Source organism: Sodalinema sp., from assembly GCF_046483825.1.
Classification (GTDB): domain Bacteria; phylum Cyanobacteriota; class Cyanobacteriia; order Cyanobacteriales; family Geitlerinemataceae; genus Sodalinema.
Genome location: NZ_JAWOCL010000138.1, coordinates 18,757 through 39,226, shown reverse-complemented (window position 1 = coordinate 39,226; position 20,470 = coordinate 18,757). Strand labels below are relative to the sequence as shown.

Genomic DNA, 20,470 nt, shown 5'->3' with positions numbered 1-20,470 from the left:
CAATATGTCTTTGCTCGCAGGTCTTCGTCCCAGGTAGAGTTGAGACATCATTCATTTAACGGAAGAACCGTCACCATGTCTCGTGATTTAAATCCCGCAACTCCCTATCGAGGCGCTGAAGCCATCGAAGGCGCGATCGCCCGAGGAGTGGATCTCGATGGAACCCCCATTCCCAACTCCCAACTCGAACTGTATCGAACCGTCATGGAACTCGAAGCTGGGCGGCCTCGCAGTGGTGTCACCAAAACCCTGCGCGATCGCATCGTCCGCATCGGCTGTAAACACTTCCCTCCCAGGGAACTCAACCGACTCCTCCAGGATGCTGAGTTTGTCCCCCTCACCCCCCAAGAGACAGACTTTTTTTATCCCAATCATGCCAACTCACCCCAAAAAAGCTCTCTCTAAAGATGGAGTGAGACCTCGCTCGTCACTGATTAGGCTACAGGTGGCTTAATGATTCGTTAAGTTTCCAGTGTGATCGCGATCGCACCCTCCATTCAAATTCCTGACTTCGTTGATTTGTAAATTTTATTTGCGGTTTATGAAGTTAGGTTGCAAAATGGAACTAATCGGTTGACAAAAGTAGAGTAACTACCATGGCTTACGCCACTTCTTCCAACTTCACCTCAACTCAAGCCAACGCACTCTCGACCGTCGAACCCACCTCCCTTGTTCCGGAAGTGTCGGCTCGTATCCAACGCCTCACCACAGATGACCAGTTGGCACTCCTGTGGTTTATCTATCTCGAAATGGGTAAATCCATCACCCCCGCCGCTCCTGGGGCTGCCCGTCTTCAGCTTGCTGAAGGCCTCCTGGCCCAAGTCAAAGCCCTCAGTCCCGAGGAGCAGATGAGCTTCATGCGCGATCTCGTCGCCAAACGCAACAGCCCTCTCAGCCGCGCCTATGGGGTCTTCAACGCCAACACCAAACTCGGGTTCTGGTACTGTCTGGCCCAAGGTATGGATGAGGGAACCGTCGTGCGCGTCCCCCAAAGCTACAAACCCTCTCGTCCGGTTAAAGACTTGCTCAATGTCCTGATGACTCAGGCCAACTTCAGCCAACAAATCACCATTCTGCGTAACGCCGTGGTGAACATGGGCTTTGATGCGCTCCGCTAGAGTCCCCTAGGACAACACCAAACCCTAATCCTGAATCGAAACAGCGGAGTGGAGGTCAACTCAACCCCTTCACTCCGCCTTCCTTTTAGACTCATCGAAGTCAATTATGAGGTCAATCATGACAACCACGACCTATCAGACCCCCATTCTGCCCGAGCTAAATGTCCCTGTCGTGATGGGGTATTTCCAGTCTCTCAATGCTGGAGACTGTTCGCAGACGGCTCAATACTTTGCCCCTTACGGCGAACTGCACCCACCCTTCCAAGGGGGAATTGTCGGTGTTGACGCCATCAAGGGCTATCTCGAAGCCGAAGCCCAAAGCCTAACCTGTTTCCCTGAACAGGCCACGGTGCAAACCGCCAGCGATGGCTGTCAGCTTGTGCAAGTTCAGGGCCATGTCAAAACCCCTTACTTCTCGGTCCCCGTGGCTTGGACGTTTAACCTCAACAGCGAATCTCAAATTGAACGGGTTGAGATTCGTCTGTTAGCCTCTCCCCAGCAACTGCTGGAGTTGCAACAGTTCAGCTAGAGTCTCCAGCTACCCCCTAGACGGCGACAGAGTGGAGGAACATCTGTTCCATCCACTCTCGTCCTAAGTCCACATCCTTGGCGGAACATTGCCAGTCGGGATGGGCGGTCATGAGTAAACTTTCTAAGGTTTCGTGATCAAATAGATGCCAGACTGGAGCGTTTTTGTAGGTGGTGGCGATCGCATAACAGTTACTGCTAATGCAATAAATGCGGGGCGCGTCCACAATGCGACCTAATTCCAGACTATCCCCCGGTTGCAACCCCCGAAACCGCAAAATGGTCTGTTTGAAGTGATCAAAATCCGCTGGGGATAACCCCGGAACCGTCGTACACCAGTCTTGATCCCCATTGACCCATAACCAATACCGTCGGTTGGGATCAATTCCCCGTAACCAAGGCTGTTCATCATCGAGGCGATAGCGGGGGGCGAGGGGAAAATGGGCGTTTATCATGGGGATGACTGTTAGCTAGGCTACATTAACCAATTTGTCAAGTGATCCCCAAGCTTGTCAATTTAACGTTGAAAATCTTATAGATTATATGTATTTATGTAACATCGGGGGCGGCCTCACAGGGCTGTCCCCGATTTGTTTAGCCTGAACCGCGAATAAAGGTCGTTCCGCCAGGCTGATCGACCAGCGTTACATTCTGACGCTTCAACTCCTCCCGAATGCGATCGGCTTCACTAAAGTTTTTCGCCTTGCGGGCCGCCTGTCGTTCCTCAATCAAGGTCTGAATCGCCGCATCACTTAAACCATCGAGTCCAGAAGACTCCTCGGGGCTAGATTCCAATCCTAAGACCGCCGCTAACTCCACTAACGTGGTCCATTGTCGTTGCAGGTGTTGCGAGTCCTCCGAGATCTCACCAGCATGGGCCAAAATATTTCCCACCCGGCGTAACTCTTTGGCCAACTCAAACACCACCGCCAAGCCGCCCGAGGTATTAAAATCATCATCCATCGCCGTTTGGAAGGAGGCTTTAACCTGGGGAAGCGACTCAATGGGGGCGTCACTGGGCCAATTGAGTTGTTTCCCGAAGCGATCGCCAAACCGCAGGCCATCCTCAAGCGTCGCCCAGCTATTCTCAGCCGAGGCGATCGCCTCATCCGTGAAGTCCAACGGCTTACGATATTGGGCCTGAAGCACAAACAGCCGCAACACCATCGGGTCAATCTGCGTTAACAACTCGCGAATGGTGGTGAAATTGCCCAAAGACTTGGACATCTTCTCCCCATTGACGCGAACCATACCGTTATGAGTCCAGTATTTAGCCAAAGGTTGACCGTGAGCGCCCTCGGATTGGGCAATTTCGTTCTCATGGTGAGGAAAAACCAAATCCCCACCACCGCCATGAATATCAATCGTCTCGCCAAGCTGTGAACGAATCATGGCCGAACATTCAATATGCCAACCAGGACGACCTCGACCCCAGGGCGAGTTCCAGCCAGGTTCGTCCTCTTGGCTACCTTTCCACAAGGCAAAATCGAAGGGATGGCGTTTGCGGTCATCGGCACTCACGCGACCACTCGCCCCTGACTGCATATCCTCAGGTTTGCGTCCTGAGAGTTTACCGTAACTCGGGAAGCGTTCGACACTGTAATAGACATCCCCGGCTGCTGCATAGGCGAGATCGCGATCGATCAGAGTTTGGATGAGGTCACAGATTTCGGGGATATGGTCCGTGACGCGGGGATAATCATCGGCATCGGCCACATTGAGTTGGCGGATATCCCGGAAATAGGCCTCGATATATTGCCGCGAAATCTCCGCCATAGACACGCCGCGTTCCTTGGCCCGTTTGAGGATTTTGTCGTCAATGTCGGTGAAGTTTTGCAGATAGCGAACACGATAGCCGCGCCATTGCAGATACCGACGCACCGTATCCCAGACAATATAGGAGCGTGCATGACCCAGGTGGCAGTCGTCATAGACGGTGACACCACAGCAGTACATTTTGACCTCGCCGGGAACTGTCGGTTCAAAGGGTTCTTTGGTCCGGGTTTGAGTGTTGTAAATGCTGAGGGTCATTGGGGGCAAGCGGGTTGCATGAGTAAAGGTCTGAATGGTTTTAGTTTAGCGGATTGGGGGAGGAGGGGGGGGAAGGGAATAGGGAATAGGGAACACCGGAACTGGGAATAGGGAACAGGTTAGGCCCAGATGCGATCGAGGAGATCGTAGAAGGGTTGCCAATCATCGGCAGTGGTGATGGGGTCCCAAATGGCTTCAATTTCGGGACGGACGGGGATCAGGTTGGGGTTGGCGGCAGCGATCCGGGTTTGAATCTCTGTCAGTTCGCTGTTGGAGTAGGCTTGTAGGAGGCGATGATAAACACCAGTCCAGGGTTGGAGAACTTGGGGGGGATCGGCTTTGGCAAAGATGGCGTTTTGGTCATCTCGCCATTGGGGGGAGAATTGTTGACGCAGTTGGCTGAAGAAGTCATGATAGCCGACGTCGTTCTCTTGCAACAGTTCTACGGTGAGTTGGACCAGTTCTCGGCCCTCGGCTTCGTTGATATCAACCAATCCTAGGCGGCGTAGCATTCCTTGACGGTAATGTTGTTCGTAGTGGCGATCGAAGTCACTGAGGGCCTCGGTCATGGCTTCGGGGGTTAAGTCGGGGGTTACGCCGGCGAGGGGTTGTTGGAGGAGTTCTAGGTTGAGTTTACAAACTAAGGGCTGGTTGCCGTAGCTGTAACGGCCGTAATAGTCGAAATAGGCGGCGGTGAATTTGGGATCGTAGCTGGGGATGAAGGCGTAGGGGCCATAGTCGAAGCTTTCCCCAGTGATGGACATATTGTCGGTGTTGAGAACCGCATGACAGAAGCCAGCCACCATCCATTGGGCCGCGAGTTTGGCGGTGCGATGGACGAGATCTTGGTAAAACTGAAGGGAGGCGTTGGGTTGGCGGCGATCGATGTGAGGATAGTAGATCTCAATTACGTGATCGAGGAGGGTTTTGCTGAGATCTTTGCGGCGTAGGTAATGGAGGCGTTCAAAGGTGCCAAAGCGAATATGAGACTGACTCAGTCGTACCATGATGCAGGACCGAGTGGGGGAGGGTTCGTCTCCCCGCCAGAGTTGTTCGCCGGTTTCGATGACGGTCAGACAGCCGGAGGTGTTCACTCCGAGACGGGCCAGGGTTTCTGAGGCGATGACTTCTCGCACTCCTCCTTTGAGGGTGAGGCGGCCATCTCCTCCTCGTGAATAGGGGGTTCTGCCACTTCCTTTGGTGCCAAAATCGTAGAGTTGGCCATCGGTTCCTCGTACTTGTCCGTAGAGAAATCCTCGCCCATCGCCGAGTCGAGGGTTATACTCGCCAAATTGGTAGCCATGGTAACAGAGGGCAAGACAGGGGGCTGAGCCGCGAAATTTTGCGAAATATTCGATAAAATGGTCGTCAGACACCTGTTTGGGGTCAAGTCCGACCTTGGGAAGCAGGCGATCGCCGCGAAAGCGTAAGATATGGGTGGGAAAGTCCGCTGCTTCGACTCGGTCGTAGTAGTCGTCTCCCAAGGCTTCCAAGGCAGTTTCATACTCTAAGTTGAGAAACGGATTATGAGATAGATGGGACTGCGAACTTTCAGAAACGGTCATTCGGTAAGATATCGTGAAATTAGTTGGGACGGCTGCGTCCGTGAACGCACAGTTGCGCTTTCATTCTCGCAAACTTTGTTCAATGGATGCAAGCGAATTTTGTGACTGGTTTTGGGTATCGCTTCAATCCCGTCCGCCACGTGAACTGAGGAATGGCTGATGTTTGTGAGATGCGGTGAAGGCCTCGGCCATTTTTTTGACCTTATTTTTTAGTCTGAATTACTCAAACAATGCTAGATTATCTACCTGAATATTTGCCAAACACGTTGGATCTCAATGAGCTATTTCAATGGAGTTCAATGGTTGTTGGGGCGGGACTGACCTTAGTCCTAATTTTTGTCCTGCGTCCCATTGTTAATTTTTTGAGTCGCCCGCAAGAAAATTCATCTCAATTGTCCAGGCTTTATCAGGTTTTGTTGCAGCCGAATTTACAGCTTTTGGGGATTGTTCTGAGTTTAGGGACGTTGGAGTTTGCGGCGTTACGGTTTGAGGTTAGACCTTGGCTAGAAACTCCCTTAAGTCTGGCATTAACGGTGGCGATCGCCTGGTTTTTATCTCGGGTTGCGGCTCAGCTTTTTGATGTCTATTTGCTGGACATTGTTCTCAGGAAAGGCAGCAAAATCAATGAACTTTTAAATCTCGGAAAGCTGGTTTCTAATCTGGTGATTATTGTTGCCAGTATTTTTGTTTTTGCCCAAACCCATCAAGTCAATTTACTGGGATTACTAGCAAGCTTGGGAATTGGGGGTTTAGCCGTTGCCTTCGCCGCCCAAAAAACTCTGGAACAAATTTTAGGCGGAATTGTATTATATCTCGACAAACCCTTTACCATTGACGATTATGTTGGACTCCCCGACGGGACATTCGGACGAGTTGAATCCATTGGCTTACGCTCAACCAAAATCCGCTGTTCTGGCAAAGGAACCTTAATGATTATCCCAAACGGGAATCTCACCCAAATGACGGTGGAAAACTTCACCGGCGGTAAAAAAGTGATGGCGATTCTCTACCTCAACTTTGAACAAGAGATCCCCGAAGATGAGCGAGCCTTAATTCGTCAAGTGATTATCCGAGGAACCTCTGACATTTTTGGCATTGATTCTCGTAATACAGATGTCACATTCAAGTCAATACGAGAAAAAAGTAGCCCCATCAAAACTCAAGCCCAAACCACCTTTTTTATCCTGGGTTCAGGAAGCGTCTCGATGGAAATTCGCCGTCAAGTCCTCGATGTTGCCAACCAAAAAATCGCCAAACAACTGAAAGAGTACGGTGTTATTTTTGATATTGATGAGCCAACGATTTATGTTGATTCTCCCATCACAATTTAATATAAACATGAAGACCGTCCTGAATTCCCCCTAGTTTTAACCGAGCCACCCTAGAGTTGTCTAGGGTTAGCTAACCCGCTTCAATCACGACAACGTCAAGCCTAACACCAATGGATATTAGTAACGTTTTAGGACCCATTGAAACTGTAATTTCCTGGCTCGTAGAAGCCAATGTGCTACGTTTAATTATTTTTTTGGGATTTCTCTTAATCTCATTGCTACTCGGACAGTTTACTCCTCGCTTTGTTCGGTCTGTTATCCAACAGTTCTTGAGTGAATCAGCGGTTACAACCTACGATAGCTTGATTGAGCCTGTTAAGCAGCCTCTTCAAGTGTCAGGGACATTGCTCTTGATTTATTGGTCATCCATTTGGCTCAAAGGCTATGAGATTTTTTATGAGTTTTTCATTCCACTTTTAGACTTTGCTATTATTGTGAGTATCGCTTGGCTGGCGTCAAGGATATTCCGTCAGATTGTGCGGATTTATGGAATTGACCTATTAAAAAAAATGGGGTTAGAGGTTGATGAATTGCTACTCGTTTTTGAGACAATTGCTAATTTAATTATTGGTCTATTAGCCGTTTTTGCCTTTGCTCAAACTCGTGATTTTGACCTATTTGCGCTCTTTGCGGGTTTAGGGATTGGTGGTTTGGCGGTGGTTGCTGCGTCTCAGCGGATTTTGGAGCAATTCCTCAGTACCGTGGTGTTATACCTCGATCGCCCTTTTATCCCCGGTGACTATATCCGCCTCAAAGATGGTCAACTCGGACGGGTTGAATCCATTGGTTTACGCTCAACTAAAATCCGTACTTCAGCCAAAAGTACCTTATTTATTGTCCCGAACTCTATTTTGGTCAATGTCGAAGTCGAAAACCTAACGCGGGCCAAAAAAGTGATGTCGATGATTTATCTCGATTTTGCTAAACCTCTTGATGACCAAGATAAAGCTCTAGTGCGGGAAGTGGTCACCGAAAGCACCAACTCCGTGTTCGGGATTGACCCCGGAAGTACCAGTTTGAGTTTTAGCGAGAATGAAAATCGTCCAGGAACTCAGGCTCGGGTGACGTTCTTTATTTTAGGGTCTAATGAGAACTCGATTCAATTACGCAAACGCCTGTTGGAATTAGCCAATCAGACGATTTCTGGCAAACTGAGTCAGTTTGGGATTACCTTCTCGTCTCAGGAACCGACGGTGTATGTGGAATCGCCAATTACGCTATAAAGAACTATGATTTGGAGTACCCGTTAATTATGTCTGTTTGGCAACTCGATTTTTTCCGTCGTCCCCTGCGTAATGAGGAGGGAGAGGTGTTGTGGGAGTTACTGGGGTGCGATCGCGCCTTCGAGTTTCGTCTACAACGCTGGTGTCCTCAATCTCAGGCGAACTCCGACTGGATTGTCGAACAGTTGCAAAGTCTCGATCGCCCCCTCCCAGACTGTTTAGCGACGTTTCGGCCCGAATCCCTGAGTTTAATCCGTGAGGCGGCTAAAAAACTGGGGATTCAGGCCCTGGCGACGCGACGGACCGAAACTCTCAAACGCTGGTTGTTGCAACGAGCCGAGTTATATCAGCAGCTTCAGGGCTATACAGCGGATGCGTATCAACCGCTGGCGGTTCCTCGTCCGGCCCCGGTTCCCGTGTCTGAACAGTTATGGGGCGATCGCTGGCGCTTTGCAACCCTTCCTGTGGCTGAGTTAGATAGTTTTGCGGCTCATCCGATGCGGGTGCGATCGCTCCCCCGAGAACTCCATCCCCTAGAATTAGGATTAGCCTCAACCCAGTCTCTTCCCGGCTTAGTCATTGATGGAGGACGACAATCGTTGCAGTTGGCTCAATGGTTGGAGACGGTGACGCCTGTATCGGTCAATTATATCCCCGGAGCGCCTGACGGACTGATTTTAGAAGCGGGACTAGCGGATCGCTGGGTTCTGGCCACCTTTGATGATTCGGAAGTCCAAGCCGCTGCGCGACTCTATCATCAACGCCAACAGGAGGCGAAGGGACTGCATTTTCTCGTGATTCAGCCGGATGACTCGGGACGAACTTATACGGGATTGTGGCTGTTGCAACCGGCTTGAGGTTCACAACCCGTCACGATGGCTTGACGACTTAATTATCCATGATCCAAATATGACCCTCGTGAATTCCGTCGAAGACGCGGTCAACGAGGGTTTGTTCGCGCCGTCCGAAGTAGGAGCGGTTGCTGAGGATGTCATTGAGTAGATGGCGATCGAGGGGGGTGATTTGGCGAAACGTGCAGATCCGCTCAACCACGTTTTCGAGAGAATAACTCGGGGTGGGAGGGGCAAAAGACATCGTTTTTAAAGATTGTGTGAAGCCTACGCTCCAATTATAACTTTGTATATAAAGATTATGTAAAGTTACCGCGTGATTATTGACACAAGTACGTGTGATAGTGTAGTAATTTGTTGGTGATTTAGATCGTTGACAAATTGTCAATGTTTTTGCTAAGGACGCTATAGCAATCTCGATCGATTTGGCTAAACCGGCCAAAAAAAATCCCCAGTCAAAGATGGGGAAATCGGGGATGGATTCAGGCTTAGGGGCGATCGCCGTGGCGGTTACAGAGAATACACTTGACCATCAAAAAAGACGCGGGTAATCCCCTTAGCCTGTAAGTGGGACCCTGTTTTCTGCAACACCTGGCTGTCAGGAACCTTCATCACTCGCTGATTGCGATTAGCAAAGCGGCGGGCCACACGGTGATTATCAAACACAGGTAGCGTTTTCGAAGAAATCTCAGCAGCGGGAATCTCACCGAGATCATTAAACTCCCGTAGGGGGCGTGAAATCAGTTCAGAAGAGCGGTCTACCACCAGATAGCAGGTTTTGGGCATCAAGGCGTTGGCCAAGGGTTCAATCGTTAACAGACTGTTCTCAGCGCCATTCTCAGCGCCATTCTCAGCGCCATTCTTAGCGCCATTCTTAGCGCCATTCTTAGAGGACTTGGGCGAAGACTCGGCGAACTTGATATCGCTGCGAGGCCCTGAGTTCGTGGAGTCTTCGGATGTCTCCGAGGACTCCGAATCGGAACTAGGGGTTGAACCGACCGATTTACGTCGGCGGCGATTGGAGTTATCTTTCGGTAAATCGAGCTGTAACTGTTCCCCAGAATCGCTCGCTGACTCATCATTGGGTCCGGACGAGTCGCGCAAAATGGGCTTGCGTCGTTGAGATTGGCGATCGCGACTCCCCGAACGATTCGCCCGTTTCTGGTGTACGAGCTGATCATACTCCTGGGGAGAAAAGCTACTCTTGAGCAGGCGGCTAATCGTGGAATTACTCACCCCATAGCGTTGAGCCAAGGTTGAGGTGGTTTCACCGGGATGCCGGTACTGCTCAATGATCTCGAGTTTGTCGGCATCTGATAGTTTTTTAGCACTCATTCGAGGGTTGTGATCTTGCAGAAATTGAAAAACGGGGGCAACGAGTCAGTCCAACTAGGACGAGGAACCCCGACGGCGGCGACTTCCCCGAGAGACGGCGCGGGTTGACACATCAAATTCGAGTAATGCACCAATGGCAAAGAAGACCCCAGTGAAGGTGAAAAAGACTTCGAGTAAATCCCCACTTTCATAATTAGGGATATTCTTATCAGCATACTTAAACCACATATCGGCGATGTACTGAGAGAACGCCGCTGCGGCAATCATGCGCCAGGACTGAGAAAACCGTCCTCCCCAGAAGGCCAACAACAAGATGGCCGCAATAATCAACAGAAACACATCGAGGAGGACATAGAGTAGGTTCAGAAGCGGTCCTAGGGGTTCGAGTTGTCGTTCTAGGCTAATCACCCATTCAGGGGCAGGACGTGCCGTCTCAATCACCTCCGTGGTTTCAGCCGCCGCACTCGCACTCTCAAAATCGAAGCTAAGGTCAATGGGAGAGGAGAGCCAAAAGGCAAAGGCCAGGCCCGCCAACCCGATCGCCACGATAACACCCCATTGCCATAATTCCAGATTCAGTCGTCGCGACAGTACCGCTAAGACCATTCCCACAGTCAGACATAAATAGCTGGCCACATAAAACAGATCCCCAGGAGAGACCGCCGGGTCAAGTTCCCAGTAGAGTTCCCACCAACTAAAAAAGAGATTGCCGATAAAGAAGGAAATCATCCCAAAGCCGAGAGCCAGCCAGACATTACGACCACTAGCAATCTTGTTACTCAGGCCATTGCGTAAACAGAGGATTCCAGCAAAGGCGAACGCCACCTGTTCCGATAGCAACGTCCCAATCCCATACCAAAAGGGACGGCCTTCACCGGGAACCGTGACACTAAACAGCAAGAAAAACAGCAGGGCCAAAACACCCCACATGACGGACAGTAAAACTAAGTTCGAGGTTGAAAACCAGGATTTCAACCCATTCTTATTGGTTTTCTCAGAGGTGCTACTCATAAAACATTTCAGAGGCTAATAGCGTGCTGGCAGTGATCTAGGCAAGAATCCCCCGACGACCCTTATTAACCCAGAACGAAGAAGCGTACAACGGTTTCAGGACAAGGGGGGCCGCCAACGGTTACTCCCCGGACCAGAGTTTCCCGAGGGGGGATTGATTGATCCAAGTCATAAATTGGACGCGATCGCCATCGGGTAAGTCTTCGAGAGCATCAATGGCACGTCCGGCAAAGTTCGGATTGCCAAAATAGTCTTTCCCGATGCGATACAGTTCTTGAAGTAGGGTATTGAGGTGATGTTCCTGCCAAGGGGGAACCTTACCACCATCGAGGGGATCTTGTTCCAAGAGGTCTTCGACTTCCCCGGGGGCGATCGCCTGTGGAAAGTTCCATTGTTGGAACACCTTGGCAATTTCCTTTTCAAACGCACTGGCCTGTCGAGTCCCTAGGAGGTCTTCGACATCGAAGTAGACCGCTTGCAGGAGGAGCAAAGACGCTTGTGTGAAGGAGGTTGCCGCCGCAACGGAGACATCGTCGCTGGCGGACTCCCCACTGATTTGTTCCAAACGAACCTTGCCCCAAACACTATAGCGATCGGGTTCTTCGAGCAGAACACAGGCTTTGCCCCGATTGTCGGTCAAATCCCGCCAAAACGAGCGAGCCTCTTCAGCTTGATTGGCATTAAAAACACTAATCAGGCGAAAGGTTTGCCCTTGATATTTAAGAACCGGAACCGGTTGACCGGATTTAGGGTGCTGGACACTGGTAATTTCAACATCCTGCCTTTTTAGAATAAACATGACACTGCCAATTGACTCCGATCGGGGTCGATGGATGGTGTGGGACACGACAGGTGGGGTGTCGTCAGAGTCGCGACACAGCAAACCATCATATCAACGATGGTACTCGCGGACAGGCATCTGCCCCAAGGGGATCACAGGGACGACGCTTACGTCCCCCGACGTCAACCCTATCTCAACTACTGTCGGATGGTTTAGATTTTAGTGTACCCCGTAATTCGCCCTCAACGGACGCGGATGGCATTGTTCACTGTTTTTGCCCGGTCAGACTTTTCGATTCCGAGGGGGGTGTGATAGGCTGGGAAGATAGGTTTCCCGAGTTTTCAGGTCTTACAAACTGGGTGCGTAACTCAGGTGGATAGAGTAGCTGCCTTCTAAGCAGCGAGTCGTAGGTTCGAGTCCTACCGCACCCGTTCGGTCTTTACTACATGGCATCTGCGGGCCGTCAGCCCACTTCAGGGAATTTGAGGTGGGCGGCGGCCGCTTTTAGGGGAGCCAGCAGACTCATGGGCAAGGCAAAACTATTGAGGGCTTTGGCTCCCAGGCCTGGGCCGTGATAGTCTGTGCCGCCGGTGATGAGCAGTGAGTACTGTTGGCACAGTTGCTGTAACCGCTCCTGTTGCGATCGCCGATGATGAGGATGATACACCTCAACCCCCATCAGTCCGGCCTCAACCAAATGAGGCAAAACCTCCTCCACCGGTCCCCCAGCAAACAAATAGGGATGCGCCCAAACGGGAACCGCACCGCAAGAGCGCAACAGAGCAATCCCGTCCTCGGCGCTAAACTTGGCATAGCCAACATAAGCGGGCTTTCCCTCCCCGAGAAAGCGATCAAATGCCTCTTCCCAGGAATTGACATATCCGGCCGCCAACAAGGCCCGGGCTAAATGAGGGCGACTCGGGGCCACCCCTTCCCCCAACTGGGGCAGTTCCAGGGCATACCCCAATCGATGAAGTTTGTCAAGCATCTGTTGCGCCCGTTGCTTGCGGCCCTGCAAGCGTTCTCTCAGGGGAGCTTCGAGGCGATCGCCGTCAGGATAAAAGCCGAGAATATGCATCGATCGCCCCCGATACACCGTACTCAACTCCACCCCAGGCACAAGGGTCAAATCGTACCCCTGAGCCGTCTCAGCCGCCTCCAGACAACCCGACATCGTATCATGGTCGGTCAGGGCCAGGACTTTCACCCCAGCGGCCGCCGCCGTCTGGACCAGTTGCGTTGGGGTCAGGGTTCCGTCAGAATACTGACTGTGACAATGTAGTTCCAGCATGATGTAGGGGCCAACGCCAAATGTCCGTTGTTGTTTCTCTAGGGTAGCTCGATTTAGCCGTGGCACAGTCTTCACAACCATCCGCCTCCTGTATTATTTCCCCCAACCTTCCAGCAGCGCCATTGAGAGGGTCGAAACCCATACAATTAGGGGTTCTGGCTTCGGGGAATGGGAGTAACTTCGAGGCTCTCGTTCAGGCGATCGCCGACGGGAAACTGCGGGCTGAGATCCCCGTCCTGATTTACAATAATCCCGGAGCGGCTGTTGCTGCCCGCGCCCAGCGTTGGGGGATTCCGGCGGTTTTACTCAATCATCGCAACTATCACAGTCGCGAAGCCTTTGACTTTGATATCGCCCAAACCCTCCGCCAATCTGGGGTGGAATGGGTGGTGATGGCCGGCTGGATGCGCCGTGTCACCCAAGTCTTGATCGACCATTTTGGCGATCAGATGCTGAACATTCACCCGAGTCTGCTGCCGAGTTTCCCCGGACTCCATGCCATTGAACAGGCCTTAGCCGCTGGGGTCAAAATCACCGGCTGTACGGTCCATATTGTCCGTTTAAAGGTCGATAGTGGCCCGATTATCATCCAGGCCGCTGTTCGGGTCCTGCCCGATGATACCGCCGAGAGTCTGCACCAACGGGTACAGGTCCAAGAACATGAGATCTTACCCCGAGCCATTGACTTAGCGGTGCGACGACAGGCGCAACTGACGGCGGATAATTCCCCTCGTTCCTAATTTCTTCCCATGTTTTGCGACACTTTGCCCCTATGACCTCGTATTCTGTCTCCAAGACGCTGGCTAGCTGTGACCTAGCGCAACTCGAACACCATCTGCTCGGGCTTCTGGCTCGTTTAGCCTATCGCGAAGGGGATTTTGTTCTCTCCTCGGGCCAACGCAGTTCCTACTATATCAATGGGAAACTGGTCACCCTCGATCCTGAGGGGGCGTTATGTGTGGGCCGCTTGATGCGATCGCGGCTACCGGAGGATACGGCGGCGGTGGCCGGCTTAACCCTCGGGGCCGATCCCATTGTCAGTGCGGTTACCGTCGTCTCAGCCTATGAACAACGGCCGCTACCGGGCCTGATTGTCCGTAAAGAGGCCAAAGGCCATGGAACCCGAGCCTATATCGAGGGGCCGACGTTAGAGAAAGGGGCCAAGGTGGTGGTCTTAGAAGATGTGGTCACCACGGGCCAGTCGGCGATGAAGGCGGTGACACGGCTACGGGATGCTGGCTATACCGTTGAGCGTGTGGTGTCTCTGGTCGATCGCCAACAGGGTGGAGGTCAGTTTTATCAGGAGCGAGGGCTGGCCTTTGATGCCTTGTTTACAATTCCTGACATCCAAGCGATCGCCCGGCAACAGGACACCTAATTCCCTCTGGCTGAGGTTGGGGTCGTTTTGGGGTCGTCATGGGGTCGCTCTCTGGGTTAGGCTGGGGAGGATCCTCGTCTGAGGCTATTGATTATGACCGATCCCCGTTCTCAACGCGATCGCCCAACTGGGAAGGCGTCTGAGTCTCCCGAAGCCAAGGTGAATGTTGTCGAGGTTGATCCGGTGACCTTGTTTGCGATCGTGGCGGCACTGTTGATCGTGCCGGTCTTCCTCGCTGGCTTTTTCTTCCAATGACCGGTCTCGACCCCCACCTTCTCCCGGATGGCCCAGCCATGAATCGCGAAAACCTGCCCCTAGAGGCAGGTTTTGACGTGAAGGGGTTGACCGAGTTTAACCCCCCAAATTTGTAGATCATGCACCATGAACAAGCGAAAGTATGGTCAACCTTAACACGCACCGCTTCCTTTGAATACAACCAGAATCGTTTTCAGAATTAGTTGTAAATCATAGGTCACAGACCATTTTTCTTGATACTGAAGATCCATCTCAACGATGTCTTCAAAGTTTTTCACCGTGGAGCGTCCGTTCACTTGCCATTCCCCAGTTAAGCCGGGTTTGACATCGAGCCGCCGCCAATGGTGAGGGTTGTAGCGTGCCACTTCGTCAGGAGTTGGAGGACGAGTTCCCACCAGGCTCATATCACCTTTGAGAACATTCCAAAACTGAGGTAGTTCATCGAGACTGGTGCGACGGAGGAAACGACCGATCCGGGTAATCCGGGGGTCATTCTCATTTTTGAAGATGAAGCCGCTGGCTTGATTTTGTACTAAATGTTTTTTCTGATCAGCATCGGTCACCATGGAGCGGAACTTCCAGATCCGGAAGGGTTTTCCTTTATAGCCACAACGGATTTGGCTATAAAAGATACCGCCCGAGTCAGAAACCGAGGTGGCGATCGCCACGGGAATGGCCACCATCGCGGTGATACATAACCCGACGATGGCGCCGAGGATATCGATGATGCGTTTGACTCGGCTGTGAGCCGAGGGGTGGATTGGTTCGGAAAATACTGCTGCGGTATCAGATTGATACGGATTGAAGGCAGCAAATTGCGAAGTCAGTGTCGTAGTCACGGTTGGCACTCTTCGTTACATTACAGGTCAGCCCTTATGACCCTAATATAGTCAGACTGCCGGTGTCTGTGTAGATGTTCCCCCCCAAGTTTGCTTAATCTTCATCATTGAGGCGACTTTTTTAAAGTTACGATGAGGAAATGCCACAAAATGACGAGATTTCAGTGGTTTGAGAAGTGATATGGATCACGAACTGGGTCGGGTTTCCCGCTAATTTGCCGCGAATTTCAGTGATGGCGTGCCAACTGGCGGAATAAGTCTTCAACTTTATGTAAATCTTTGTCTCCTGGCGATCGCTCGACGCCACTGGAGAGATCAACACCGTCGGGATGAAGTTCAGCTAAGGCCTCGCCAATGTTCTCGGGGGTGAGGCCCCCAGCCAGAAACCAGGGAATGGCGGGATTGAACGCTTGTAACGCTTGCCAATCCAGGGTTTTACCGGTTCCCCCGAGTTGTTTGGGGTGATACGCATCTAAGAGTAGACCATCGATCGCATCGTGATAGCGATCACTCATTTCTAAGTCAGCGGTTTGGCGAATCCGCAAGGCTTTAATGAGTTCGAGTTCAGGTAGCGCGGCCCGCAACGCCTGACAAAAGGCGGGAGATTCGTCGCCGTGGAGTTGAATGCCGCTGAGGGGGGCAATCTCAAGCACGTGGCGGATCTCCTCGATGGAGGCATTCGCGACGACTCCGATGCGATCGCAGGGGGGAAGAGTCTGACAAATCTCGGCAATCTGTGCCGGCGTCACATAACGGGGAGAGGCTTTCACGCAAATAAACCCCAACGCCGTCGCGCCAGCTTGCACAATCGCGCGTCCCTGTTCAGCTTGGCTGATGCCACAAATTTTAACCCGCATTGGCGATCGTCCTGAACTAGCCGGGCGTTACAACGCCCTTCAAGTCGTTTAGCATATTTCAGCCGCATTGTCAACCCATCGTGATCCCAATTGAGCCTTAACCCTGAACCGCTCAACCCGCAGCACTTTGTTAACTATTTCAACGTTCACGAAGATTCCTAGGGATTTTTGCCTATAATCTAGCCCAATCCGCTACTTTTTTATCTTCATTTACAACCATGCTTTTTATCAACAGCACCTTAACTCTAGCTGCCTCGGGTTTGACAACGCCTTGGTCAACCGACGTTGCCATCATTATGGTCGCGTCTAACCTATTTGCCCTGGCCATCGGACGCTATGCCATTCAAAAACGGGGGGTTGGCCCAGCACTGCCAATCTCGGTTCCAGGGCTGTTTGAGGGCTTTGGTTGGTCGGAACTGCTGGCGACGGCGAGCTTTGGCCATATCCTCGGTGCCGGTATTATCCTGGGTCTGGGTGGTTCTGGGGCTTTATAGGCGTGAACAACAGTTGACGTTGACGGCGATGACGTTGACGGCGAACGAGTTAAAGTGGGCAACCTTAACGGGTTGCCCTTTTTGCTGGGAAGGCGGCTGGAAACGTTGCTAGGACCAGTGCCATTAACCCAAACGTTGGCGAATCCAGAGAGCGAATAGGGGCAAAGCGAGACGGTAGCCGAGATCGGGACCATAGATAAGGCCTTTATGTTGTAGGCCTGCGATCGCCCCTTGTAAAGAGCCACCCCGCGAGAGATGGTGTTTTTGGATATAGTCTCGGCTTTGCGGTTTATCGGTGGGATCGAGGGCCAAGGATTCGAGGAGTTGTAGTTGTGAGGCGGGTAAAAGCACCAACAAAGACTCAAAGATATTGCTTAAATCGGCCAATAGGTCTTGTAGCGTCTCTGCGATCGCCGCATCATCTAAACGACCGTGATCCCAGCGGCGTTGACGTAAACGACCCACCAACATCGACGCATCGCCGATATGCCCTTGAACCGCGTTGAGGAAGGTTTCTAGGGCCGGCGATCGCGGATCAAAACTCAAGCCAACTTGCTGTAAAACCAATTGCGCCCAAGCGGCCACCACATCATCGGCTAGGGGAGTCAGACAGATGGTTTCGAGGCAACGATGCTCGTCATACAGGGTGCGGCTTTCGGCGAGGGTGGCGATGAGGACATAGTTGGCGGTGGTGTGACGGGCGATCGCCTCCTGCAAACCCGTTTCCCATTGAGCCGTGCGATCCCAAGCTCGGATATGGGGAAATCCCTGAAAAATCAGGATCACCTGTCGTTCGATGGCGATGGCCAACTGTTGAGGAAGTTGCAACAGAACCTGATAGGCCTGCCAGAGTTGTTCAGCCGTGAGGACTGGCTCCCGTTGTAGTGATAACTTACGAGGGATTGTGGCATTGAACTCAAACCACGCTTGTCCCTCCCTCGCCGTCCAATCTTGCAAGAAGGCGATCGCCTCGGGGCTTCTGACACCCTGAGAAATGCCCTCACAGAGCAATTGCACAAACCGCCGTCCATCGGTGGCCCGAATACAATCAACTTCCATCACCTTTGCCCCCACATCCCGGGCCGCTCGTCGGACGAGGGTTCGACGGCCACTTCCGGGAACTCCCGCAATCAATAAATCGCGACCATTGGCTAGAGTCTGAGTAATCTGTTGAAACTGAGCCTGTCGGCCAAACAATTCCAGTACCGACTCTTTCTCTGGAGAGATCCTCGGTACTGTCTCACCTGGTGTTGGTCCTAGCATCCTTCAGTTCTTCGCTATTGCATCAACATCGACGTTGTCATCTCGCACGATAAGCCAGATCAGACCCAAGCACAACAAAAACTTATAGTGCTACATCGTGACAACACTAAAAAACCGTGCTAGTCTAATTCTAACACAAACAATTTCCAGTTCAGCCCTTAGCCCCTGACAACCTCCGTGTTAGAAGCCTGCATCTTAGCAACCGTCCTTATCGGATTCATCGGCATCATCGTCAAGCAAAACCTGTTGATGAAGATCATCGCCATGGATGTGATGAGTACAGGCGCGATCGCCTACTACGTCTTCATCTCCTCACGAGATGGACTCTCATCACCGATTTTCAATCAAGAGACTCCCCTCCAATATGCCGATCCAGTTCCTCAAGCCGTTATCCTAACTGCTATTGTCATTGGCTTTTCCATACAGGCGTTAATGCTCGTCAGTGCGATGAAACTCGCACATCATAACCCCACCTTAGAAACCAATGAAATCGAGGATCACAATACGCCATGATGTCTCTGACCATTATTTGGATTGCTCTACCACTATTTATTGGACTAACTATCTACCTGTTGCCCAAACTCGATCGCTATCTCGCCTTGGCAACTGTCCTGATGTCTTTCGGCTATGGACTGAATCTATTTTTAACAGCAGATTCTCAGGAATTTCAGCTTTTAGATAACTTTGGTGTCAGCTTTTGGGCAGATCAATTAAGTAGCCAGTTTATTCTCACCAATGCCTTAGTCACAGCGGCGGTTATTATCTATTCGTCTTTTCAGAACAAAACCGCGTTTTTTTACAGCCAAGCGGTCATCCTCCATGGAAGCGTCAATGCTGTTTTTATTTGCGCGGACTTTATGAGTTTATATGTTGCCCTAGAAGTCATTGGGGTTGCCGCGTTTTTATTGGTTTCATATCCAAGGAGCGATCGCGCCCTCTGGGTGGCCTTACGCTACTTATTTGTCAGCAACACCTCAATGCTGTTTTACCTCATTGGGGCAATTTTAGTCTATCAAGCGAATCATTCTTTTGCCTTTACAGGTTTATCCAATGCTCCTCCTGAAGCCATTACCCTAATTTTTCTGGGTTTGTTAAGTAAAGGTGGCGTGTTTGTCTCCGGGTTATGGTTACCTCTAACCCATTCCGAATCGGAAAGTCCCGTCTCGGCACTCCTATCAGGATCTGTCGTTAAAGCCGGTGTTTTCCCCCTATTGCGCTGTGCTTTACTCCTGGATGATTTGTTGCCCGTTGTGCAAATTTTAGGCATCAGCACCAGTTTTTTCGGCATTATCTATGCCCTGTTTGAGAAAGACGCAAAACGAATTTTAGCCCTGAGTACAATTTCTCAATTAGGTTGGATGATGGTTGCACCAATGGTGGCTGGAGTTTATGCCCTCGCTCACGGATTAGTCAAATCACTTCTATTTTTGGCCAGCGGTGCATTACCCACTCGAAATTTAGATGAACTTCAGGTCAAGCCAATGTACAGTGGATTGTGGCTAATTCTACTCGTCGGTGGTTTATCCATGTCTGGCTGTCCCGGCTTCCTGGGTTTTGCCGCCAAAGTGTCAACGCTCAAAAGCTTATCGGATTGGCCAGATATCTTAATGAATCTATCCTCAGTTGGCACGGCGCTAATTTTTGGTAAGTTCATTTTTCTTCCCCACAAATGGCAAGGAGGACATCTCAAGCCTGGTTTAGGCTTGGCGGCCTTGCTTTTAATCGTCAGCTTGTTAGTGGGGAATGTCTTGTATCTACAAGCCTATAGCTTAGCCAATGCCGGAAAAGCCTTGGCTGTGATTGGGCTAGGTTGGTTAGGATATTGGCTGTTCATTAAACGTCAGGACTGGAAATTTCCCCGAATGTTTGAACAGTTCGAGCATCTGATTGGAAGCATGAGTTTGGTGTTAATTCTCTTATTCTGGATGGTGTTTACATGATTGGCTATCTCAATCTAATCTTACGCTTAACGATTTGGTTTTTACTAACCGATGATTTCAGCCTCGCGAATATCGTGATTGGACTGGTGGTCTGTTTTTTTCTGCCTGGATTACACAAAACCTCCAGTTCACTCCAGGATTGGCTGCGCGTCTTCGGTGAAATCATCGTCGCAATCCCTCAAGCTTACTGGGAAGCCTTGGAAATGATTTTTAGTCCTCATATTGAGGAGGAATTTACGTTAGAACGAGTTAAGCCACAACGAACATCTGGCTTGATTTTTTTGGATATATTCTTAATTACCTTTACCCCGAAAACGATTGTCACCAAATACCATGAACATGGCTGGTATGAAGTTCATAAAATAAAACGGAGTTAACA

At 51.0% G+C, this 20,470-nt stretch carries 24 protein-coding genes and 1 tRNA gene; 14 read left to right on the top strand and 11 right to left on the bottom strand.

Annotation, left to right across the window (positions count from 1 at the left end; genetic code table 11):
• Positions 1-75 precede the first annotated feature (75 nt).
• The 3 genes from R6U67_RS08880 (at position 76) to R6U67_RS08870 (ending at position 1,647) form a co-directional block, all read left to right on the top strand.
• Entirely contained in the window at positions 76-405 is a 330-nt protein-coding gene (locus R6U67_RS08880; protein WP_410252211.1) for a DUF4090 family protein, read from the top strand.
• Between the two features lie 191 nt (positions 406-596).
• On the top strand, positions 597-1,118 hold the full coding sequence (locus tag R6U67_RS08875; RefSeq protein ID WP_410252210.1) for an orange carotenoid protein N-terminal domain-containing protein: 522 nt from the start codon (positions 597-599) through the stop codon (positions 1,116-1,118).
• A 118-nt stretch (positions 1,119-1,236) separates the two neighbouring features.
• A complete protein-coding gene (locus tag R6U67_RS08870; RefSeq protein WP_410252209.1) occupies positions 1,237-1,647 on the top strand; it encodes a nuclear transport factor 2 family protein in 411 nt (136 codons plus the stop codon).
• Between the two features lie 16 nt (positions 1,648-1,663).
• Here the strand turns inward: R6U67_RS08870 and R6U67_RS08865 are convergent, their stop codons facing one another.
• The 3 genes from R6U67_RS08865 to R6U67_RS08855 form a co-directional block, all read right to left on the bottom strand.
• Positions 1,664-2,101 carry a hypothetical protein gene (locus tag R6U67_RS08865; protein ID WP_410252208.1) on the bottom strand — a complete coding sequence of 146 codons (438 nt, stop codon included), beginning with the start codon at positions 2,099-2,101 and terminating at the stop codon, positions 1,664-1,666.
• A 139-nt stretch (positions 2,102-2,240) separates the two neighbouring features.
• Complete coding sequence (gene cysS / locus R6U67_RS08860; protein ID WP_410252207.1) at positions 2,241-3,677, bottom strand: cysteine--tRNA ligase; 1,437 nt, start codon at positions 3,675-3,677, stop codon at positions 2,241-2,243.
• A gap of 119 nt (positions 3,678-3,796) precedes the next feature.
• Positions 3,797-5,242: a protein adenylyltransferase SelO gene (locus R6U67_RS08855; RefSeq protein WP_410252206.1), complete on the bottom strand. Its 1,446-nt coding sequence runs from the start codon at positions 5,240-5,242 to the stop codon at positions 3,797-3,799.
• A 230-nt stretch (positions 5,243-5,472) separates the two neighbouring features.
• On the opposite strand from R6U67_RS08855, the gene R6U67_RS08850 reads away from it, so the two are divergent.
• From R6U67_RS08850 to R6U67_RS08840, 3 genes are all read left to right on the top strand, one after another.
• Positions 5,473-6,573: a mechanosensitive ion channel family protein gene (locus tag R6U67_RS08850; RefSeq protein ID WP_410252205.1), complete on the top strand. Its 1,101-nt coding sequence runs from the start codon at positions 5,473-5,475 to the stop codon at positions 6,571-6,573.
• Between the two features lie 110 nt (positions 6,574-6,683).
• Positions 6,684-7,796: a mechanosensitive ion channel family protein gene (locus tag R6U67_RS08845; protein ID WP_410252204.1), complete on the top strand. Its 1,113-nt coding sequence runs from the start codon at positions 6,684-6,686 to the stop codon at positions 7,794-7,796.
• Positions 7,797-7,825: 29 nt separating this feature from the next.
• Positions 7,826-8,653 carry a Tab2/Atab2 family RNA-binding protein gene (locus R6U67_RS08840; RefSeq protein ID WP_410252203.1) on the top strand — a complete coding sequence of 276 codons (828 nt, stop codon included), beginning with the start codon at positions 7,826-7,828 and terminating at the stop codon, positions 8,651-8,653.
• Between the two features lie 31 nt (positions 8,654-8,684).
• Here the strand turns inward: R6U67_RS08840 and R6U67_RS08835 are convergent, their stop codons facing one another.
• From R6U67_RS08835 to R6U67_RS08820, 4 genes are all read right to left on the bottom strand, one after another.
• The gene (locus tag R6U67_RS08835; RefSeq protein ID WP_410252202.1) at positions 8,685-8,891 is read right to left on the bottom strand and encodes a hypothetical protein; all 207 of its coding nucleotides are present in this window, start codon (positions 8,889-8,891) and stop codon (positions 8,685-8,687) included.
• Between the two features lie 266 nt (positions 8,892-9,157).
• Positions 9,158-9,982 carry a helix-turn-helix domain-containing protein gene (locus tag R6U67_RS08830; protein ID WP_410252201.1) on the bottom strand — a complete coding sequence of 275 codons (825 nt, stop codon included), beginning with the start codon at positions 9,980-9,982 and terminating at the stop codon, positions 9,158-9,160.
• A 54-nt stretch (positions 9,983-10,036) separates the two neighbouring features.
• Positions 10,037-10,993: a hypothetical protein gene (locus R6U67_RS08825; RefSeq protein WP_410252200.1), complete on the bottom strand. Its 957-nt coding sequence runs from the start codon at positions 10,991-10,993 to the stop codon at positions 10,037-10,039.
• 121 nt (positions 10,994-11,114) lie between these two features.
• Positions 11,115-11,792 carry an Npun_F0813 family protein gene (locus tag R6U67_RS08820; RefSeq protein WP_410252199.1) on the bottom strand — a complete coding sequence of 226 codons (678 nt, stop codon included), beginning with the start codon at positions 11,790-11,792 and terminating at the stop codon, positions 11,115-11,117.
• Between the two features lie 339 nt (positions 11,793-12,131).
• On the opposite strand from R6U67_RS08820, the gene R6U67_RS08815 reads away from it, so the two are divergent.
• A tRNA-Arg gene (locus tag R6U67_RS08815) sits at positions 12,132-12,205 on the top strand.
• Between the two features lie 32 nt (positions 12,206-12,237).
• Here the strand turns inward: R6U67_RS08815 and R6U67_RS08810 are convergent.
• Positions 12,238-13,131, bottom strand: coding sequence for a PHP domain-containing protein (locus R6U67_RS08810; protein ID WP_410252198.1), 894 nt, complete (start codon positions 13,129-13,131; stop codon positions 12,238-12,240).
• Between R6U67_RS08810 and purN the strand changes: the two genes are divergently transcribed.
• The 3 genes from purN to R6U67_RS08795 all read left to right on the top strand — a co-directional run bounded on the left by purN (position 13,125) and on the right by R6U67_RS08795 (position 14,698).
• The gene (gene purN, locus R6U67_RS08805; RefSeq protein ID WP_410252197.1) at positions 13,125-13,805 is read left to right on the top strand and encodes a phosphoribosylglycinamide formyltransferase; all 681 of its coding nucleotides are present in this window, start codon (positions 13,125-13,127) and stop codon (positions 13,803-13,805) included. The genes R6U67_RS08810 and purN overlap by 7 nt on opposite strands.
• A 32-nt stretch (positions 13,806-13,837) precedes the next feature.
• Positions 13,838-14,443: an orotate phosphoribosyltransferase gene (gene pyrE, locus R6U67_RS08800; protein WP_410252196.1), complete on the top strand. Its 606-nt coding sequence runs from the start codon at positions 13,838-13,840 to the stop codon at positions 14,441-14,443.
• 93 nt (positions 14,444-14,536) lie between these two features.
• Positions 14,537-14,698 (top strand): hypothetical protein, encoded by a 162-nt coding sequence (locus tag R6U67_RS08795; RefSeq protein ID WP_410252195.1) that lies wholly within the window; start codon positions 14,537-14,539, stop codon positions 14,696-14,698.
• Between the two features lie 152 nt (positions 14,699-14,850).
• Here the strand turns inward: R6U67_RS08795 and R6U67_RS08790 are convergent, their stop codons facing one another.
• Both R6U67_RS08790 and R6U67_RS08785 read right to left on the bottom strand, forming a co-directional pair.
• The gene (locus tag R6U67_RS08790; RefSeq protein ID WP_410252234.1) at positions 14,851-15,459 is read right to left on the bottom strand and encodes a sugar transferase; all 609 of its coding nucleotides are present in this window, start codon (positions 15,457-15,459) and stop codon (positions 14,851-14,853) included.
• A gap of 305 nt (positions 15,460-15,764) precedes the next feature.
• Positions 15,765-16,394 carry a phosphoribosylanthranilate isomerase gene (locus tag R6U67_RS08785; RefSeq protein ID WP_410252194.1) on the bottom strand — a complete coding sequence of 210 codons (630 nt, stop codon included), beginning with the start codon at positions 16,392-16,394 and terminating at the stop codon, positions 15,765-15,767.
• Positions 16,395-16,612: 218 nt separating this feature from the next.
• On the opposite strand from R6U67_RS08785, the gene psaK reads away from it, so the two are divergent.
• The gene (gene psaK / locus R6U67_RS08780) at positions 16,613-16,888 is read left to right on the top strand and encodes a photosystem I reaction center subunit PsaK (protein ID WP_068787672.1); all 276 of its coding nucleotides are present in this window, start codon (positions 16,613-16,615) and stop codon (positions 16,886-16,888) included.
• Positions 16,889-17,011: 123 nt separating this feature from the next.
• Here psaK and R6U67_RS08775 read toward each other — a convergent pair whose 3' ends face one another.
• On the bottom strand, positions 17,012-18,151 hold the full coding sequence (locus tag R6U67_RS08775) for an ATP-binding protein (RefSeq protein WP_410252193.1): 1,140 nt from the start codon (positions 18,149-18,151) through the stop codon (positions 17,012-17,014).
• Between the two features lie 177 nt (positions 18,152-18,328).
• On the opposite strand from R6U67_RS08775, the gene R6U67_RS08770 reads away from it, so the two are divergent.
• Genes R6U67_RS08770 through R6U67_RS08760 form a run of 3 tightly spaced genes read left to right on the top strand, consistent with a single transcriptional unit; the run spans position 18,329 to position 20,468 of the window.
• Complete coding sequence (locus R6U67_RS08770; protein ID WP_410252192.1) at positions 18,329-18,664, top strand: NADH-quinone oxidoreductase subunit K; 336 nt, start codon at positions 18,329-18,331, stop codon at positions 18,662-18,664.
• Positions 18,661-20,091 carry a cation:proton antiporter gene (locus R6U67_RS08765; RefSeq protein WP_410252191.1) on the top strand — a complete coding sequence of 477 codons (1,431 nt, stop codon included), beginning with the start codon at positions 18,661-18,663 and terminating at the stop codon, positions 20,089-20,091. The genes R6U67_RS08770 and R6U67_RS08765 overlap by 4 nt, the downstream gene beginning before the upstream one ends.
• Positions 20,088-20,468: a Na+/H+ antiporter subunit E gene (locus R6U67_RS08760; RefSeq protein ID WP_410252190.1), complete on the top strand. Its 381-nt coding sequence runs from the start codon at positions 20,088-20,090 to the stop codon at positions 20,466-20,468. The genes R6U67_RS08765 and R6U67_RS08760 overlap by 4 nt, the downstream gene beginning before the upstream one ends.
• The last annotated feature ends 2 nt before the right edge of the window (positions 20,469-20,470 follow it).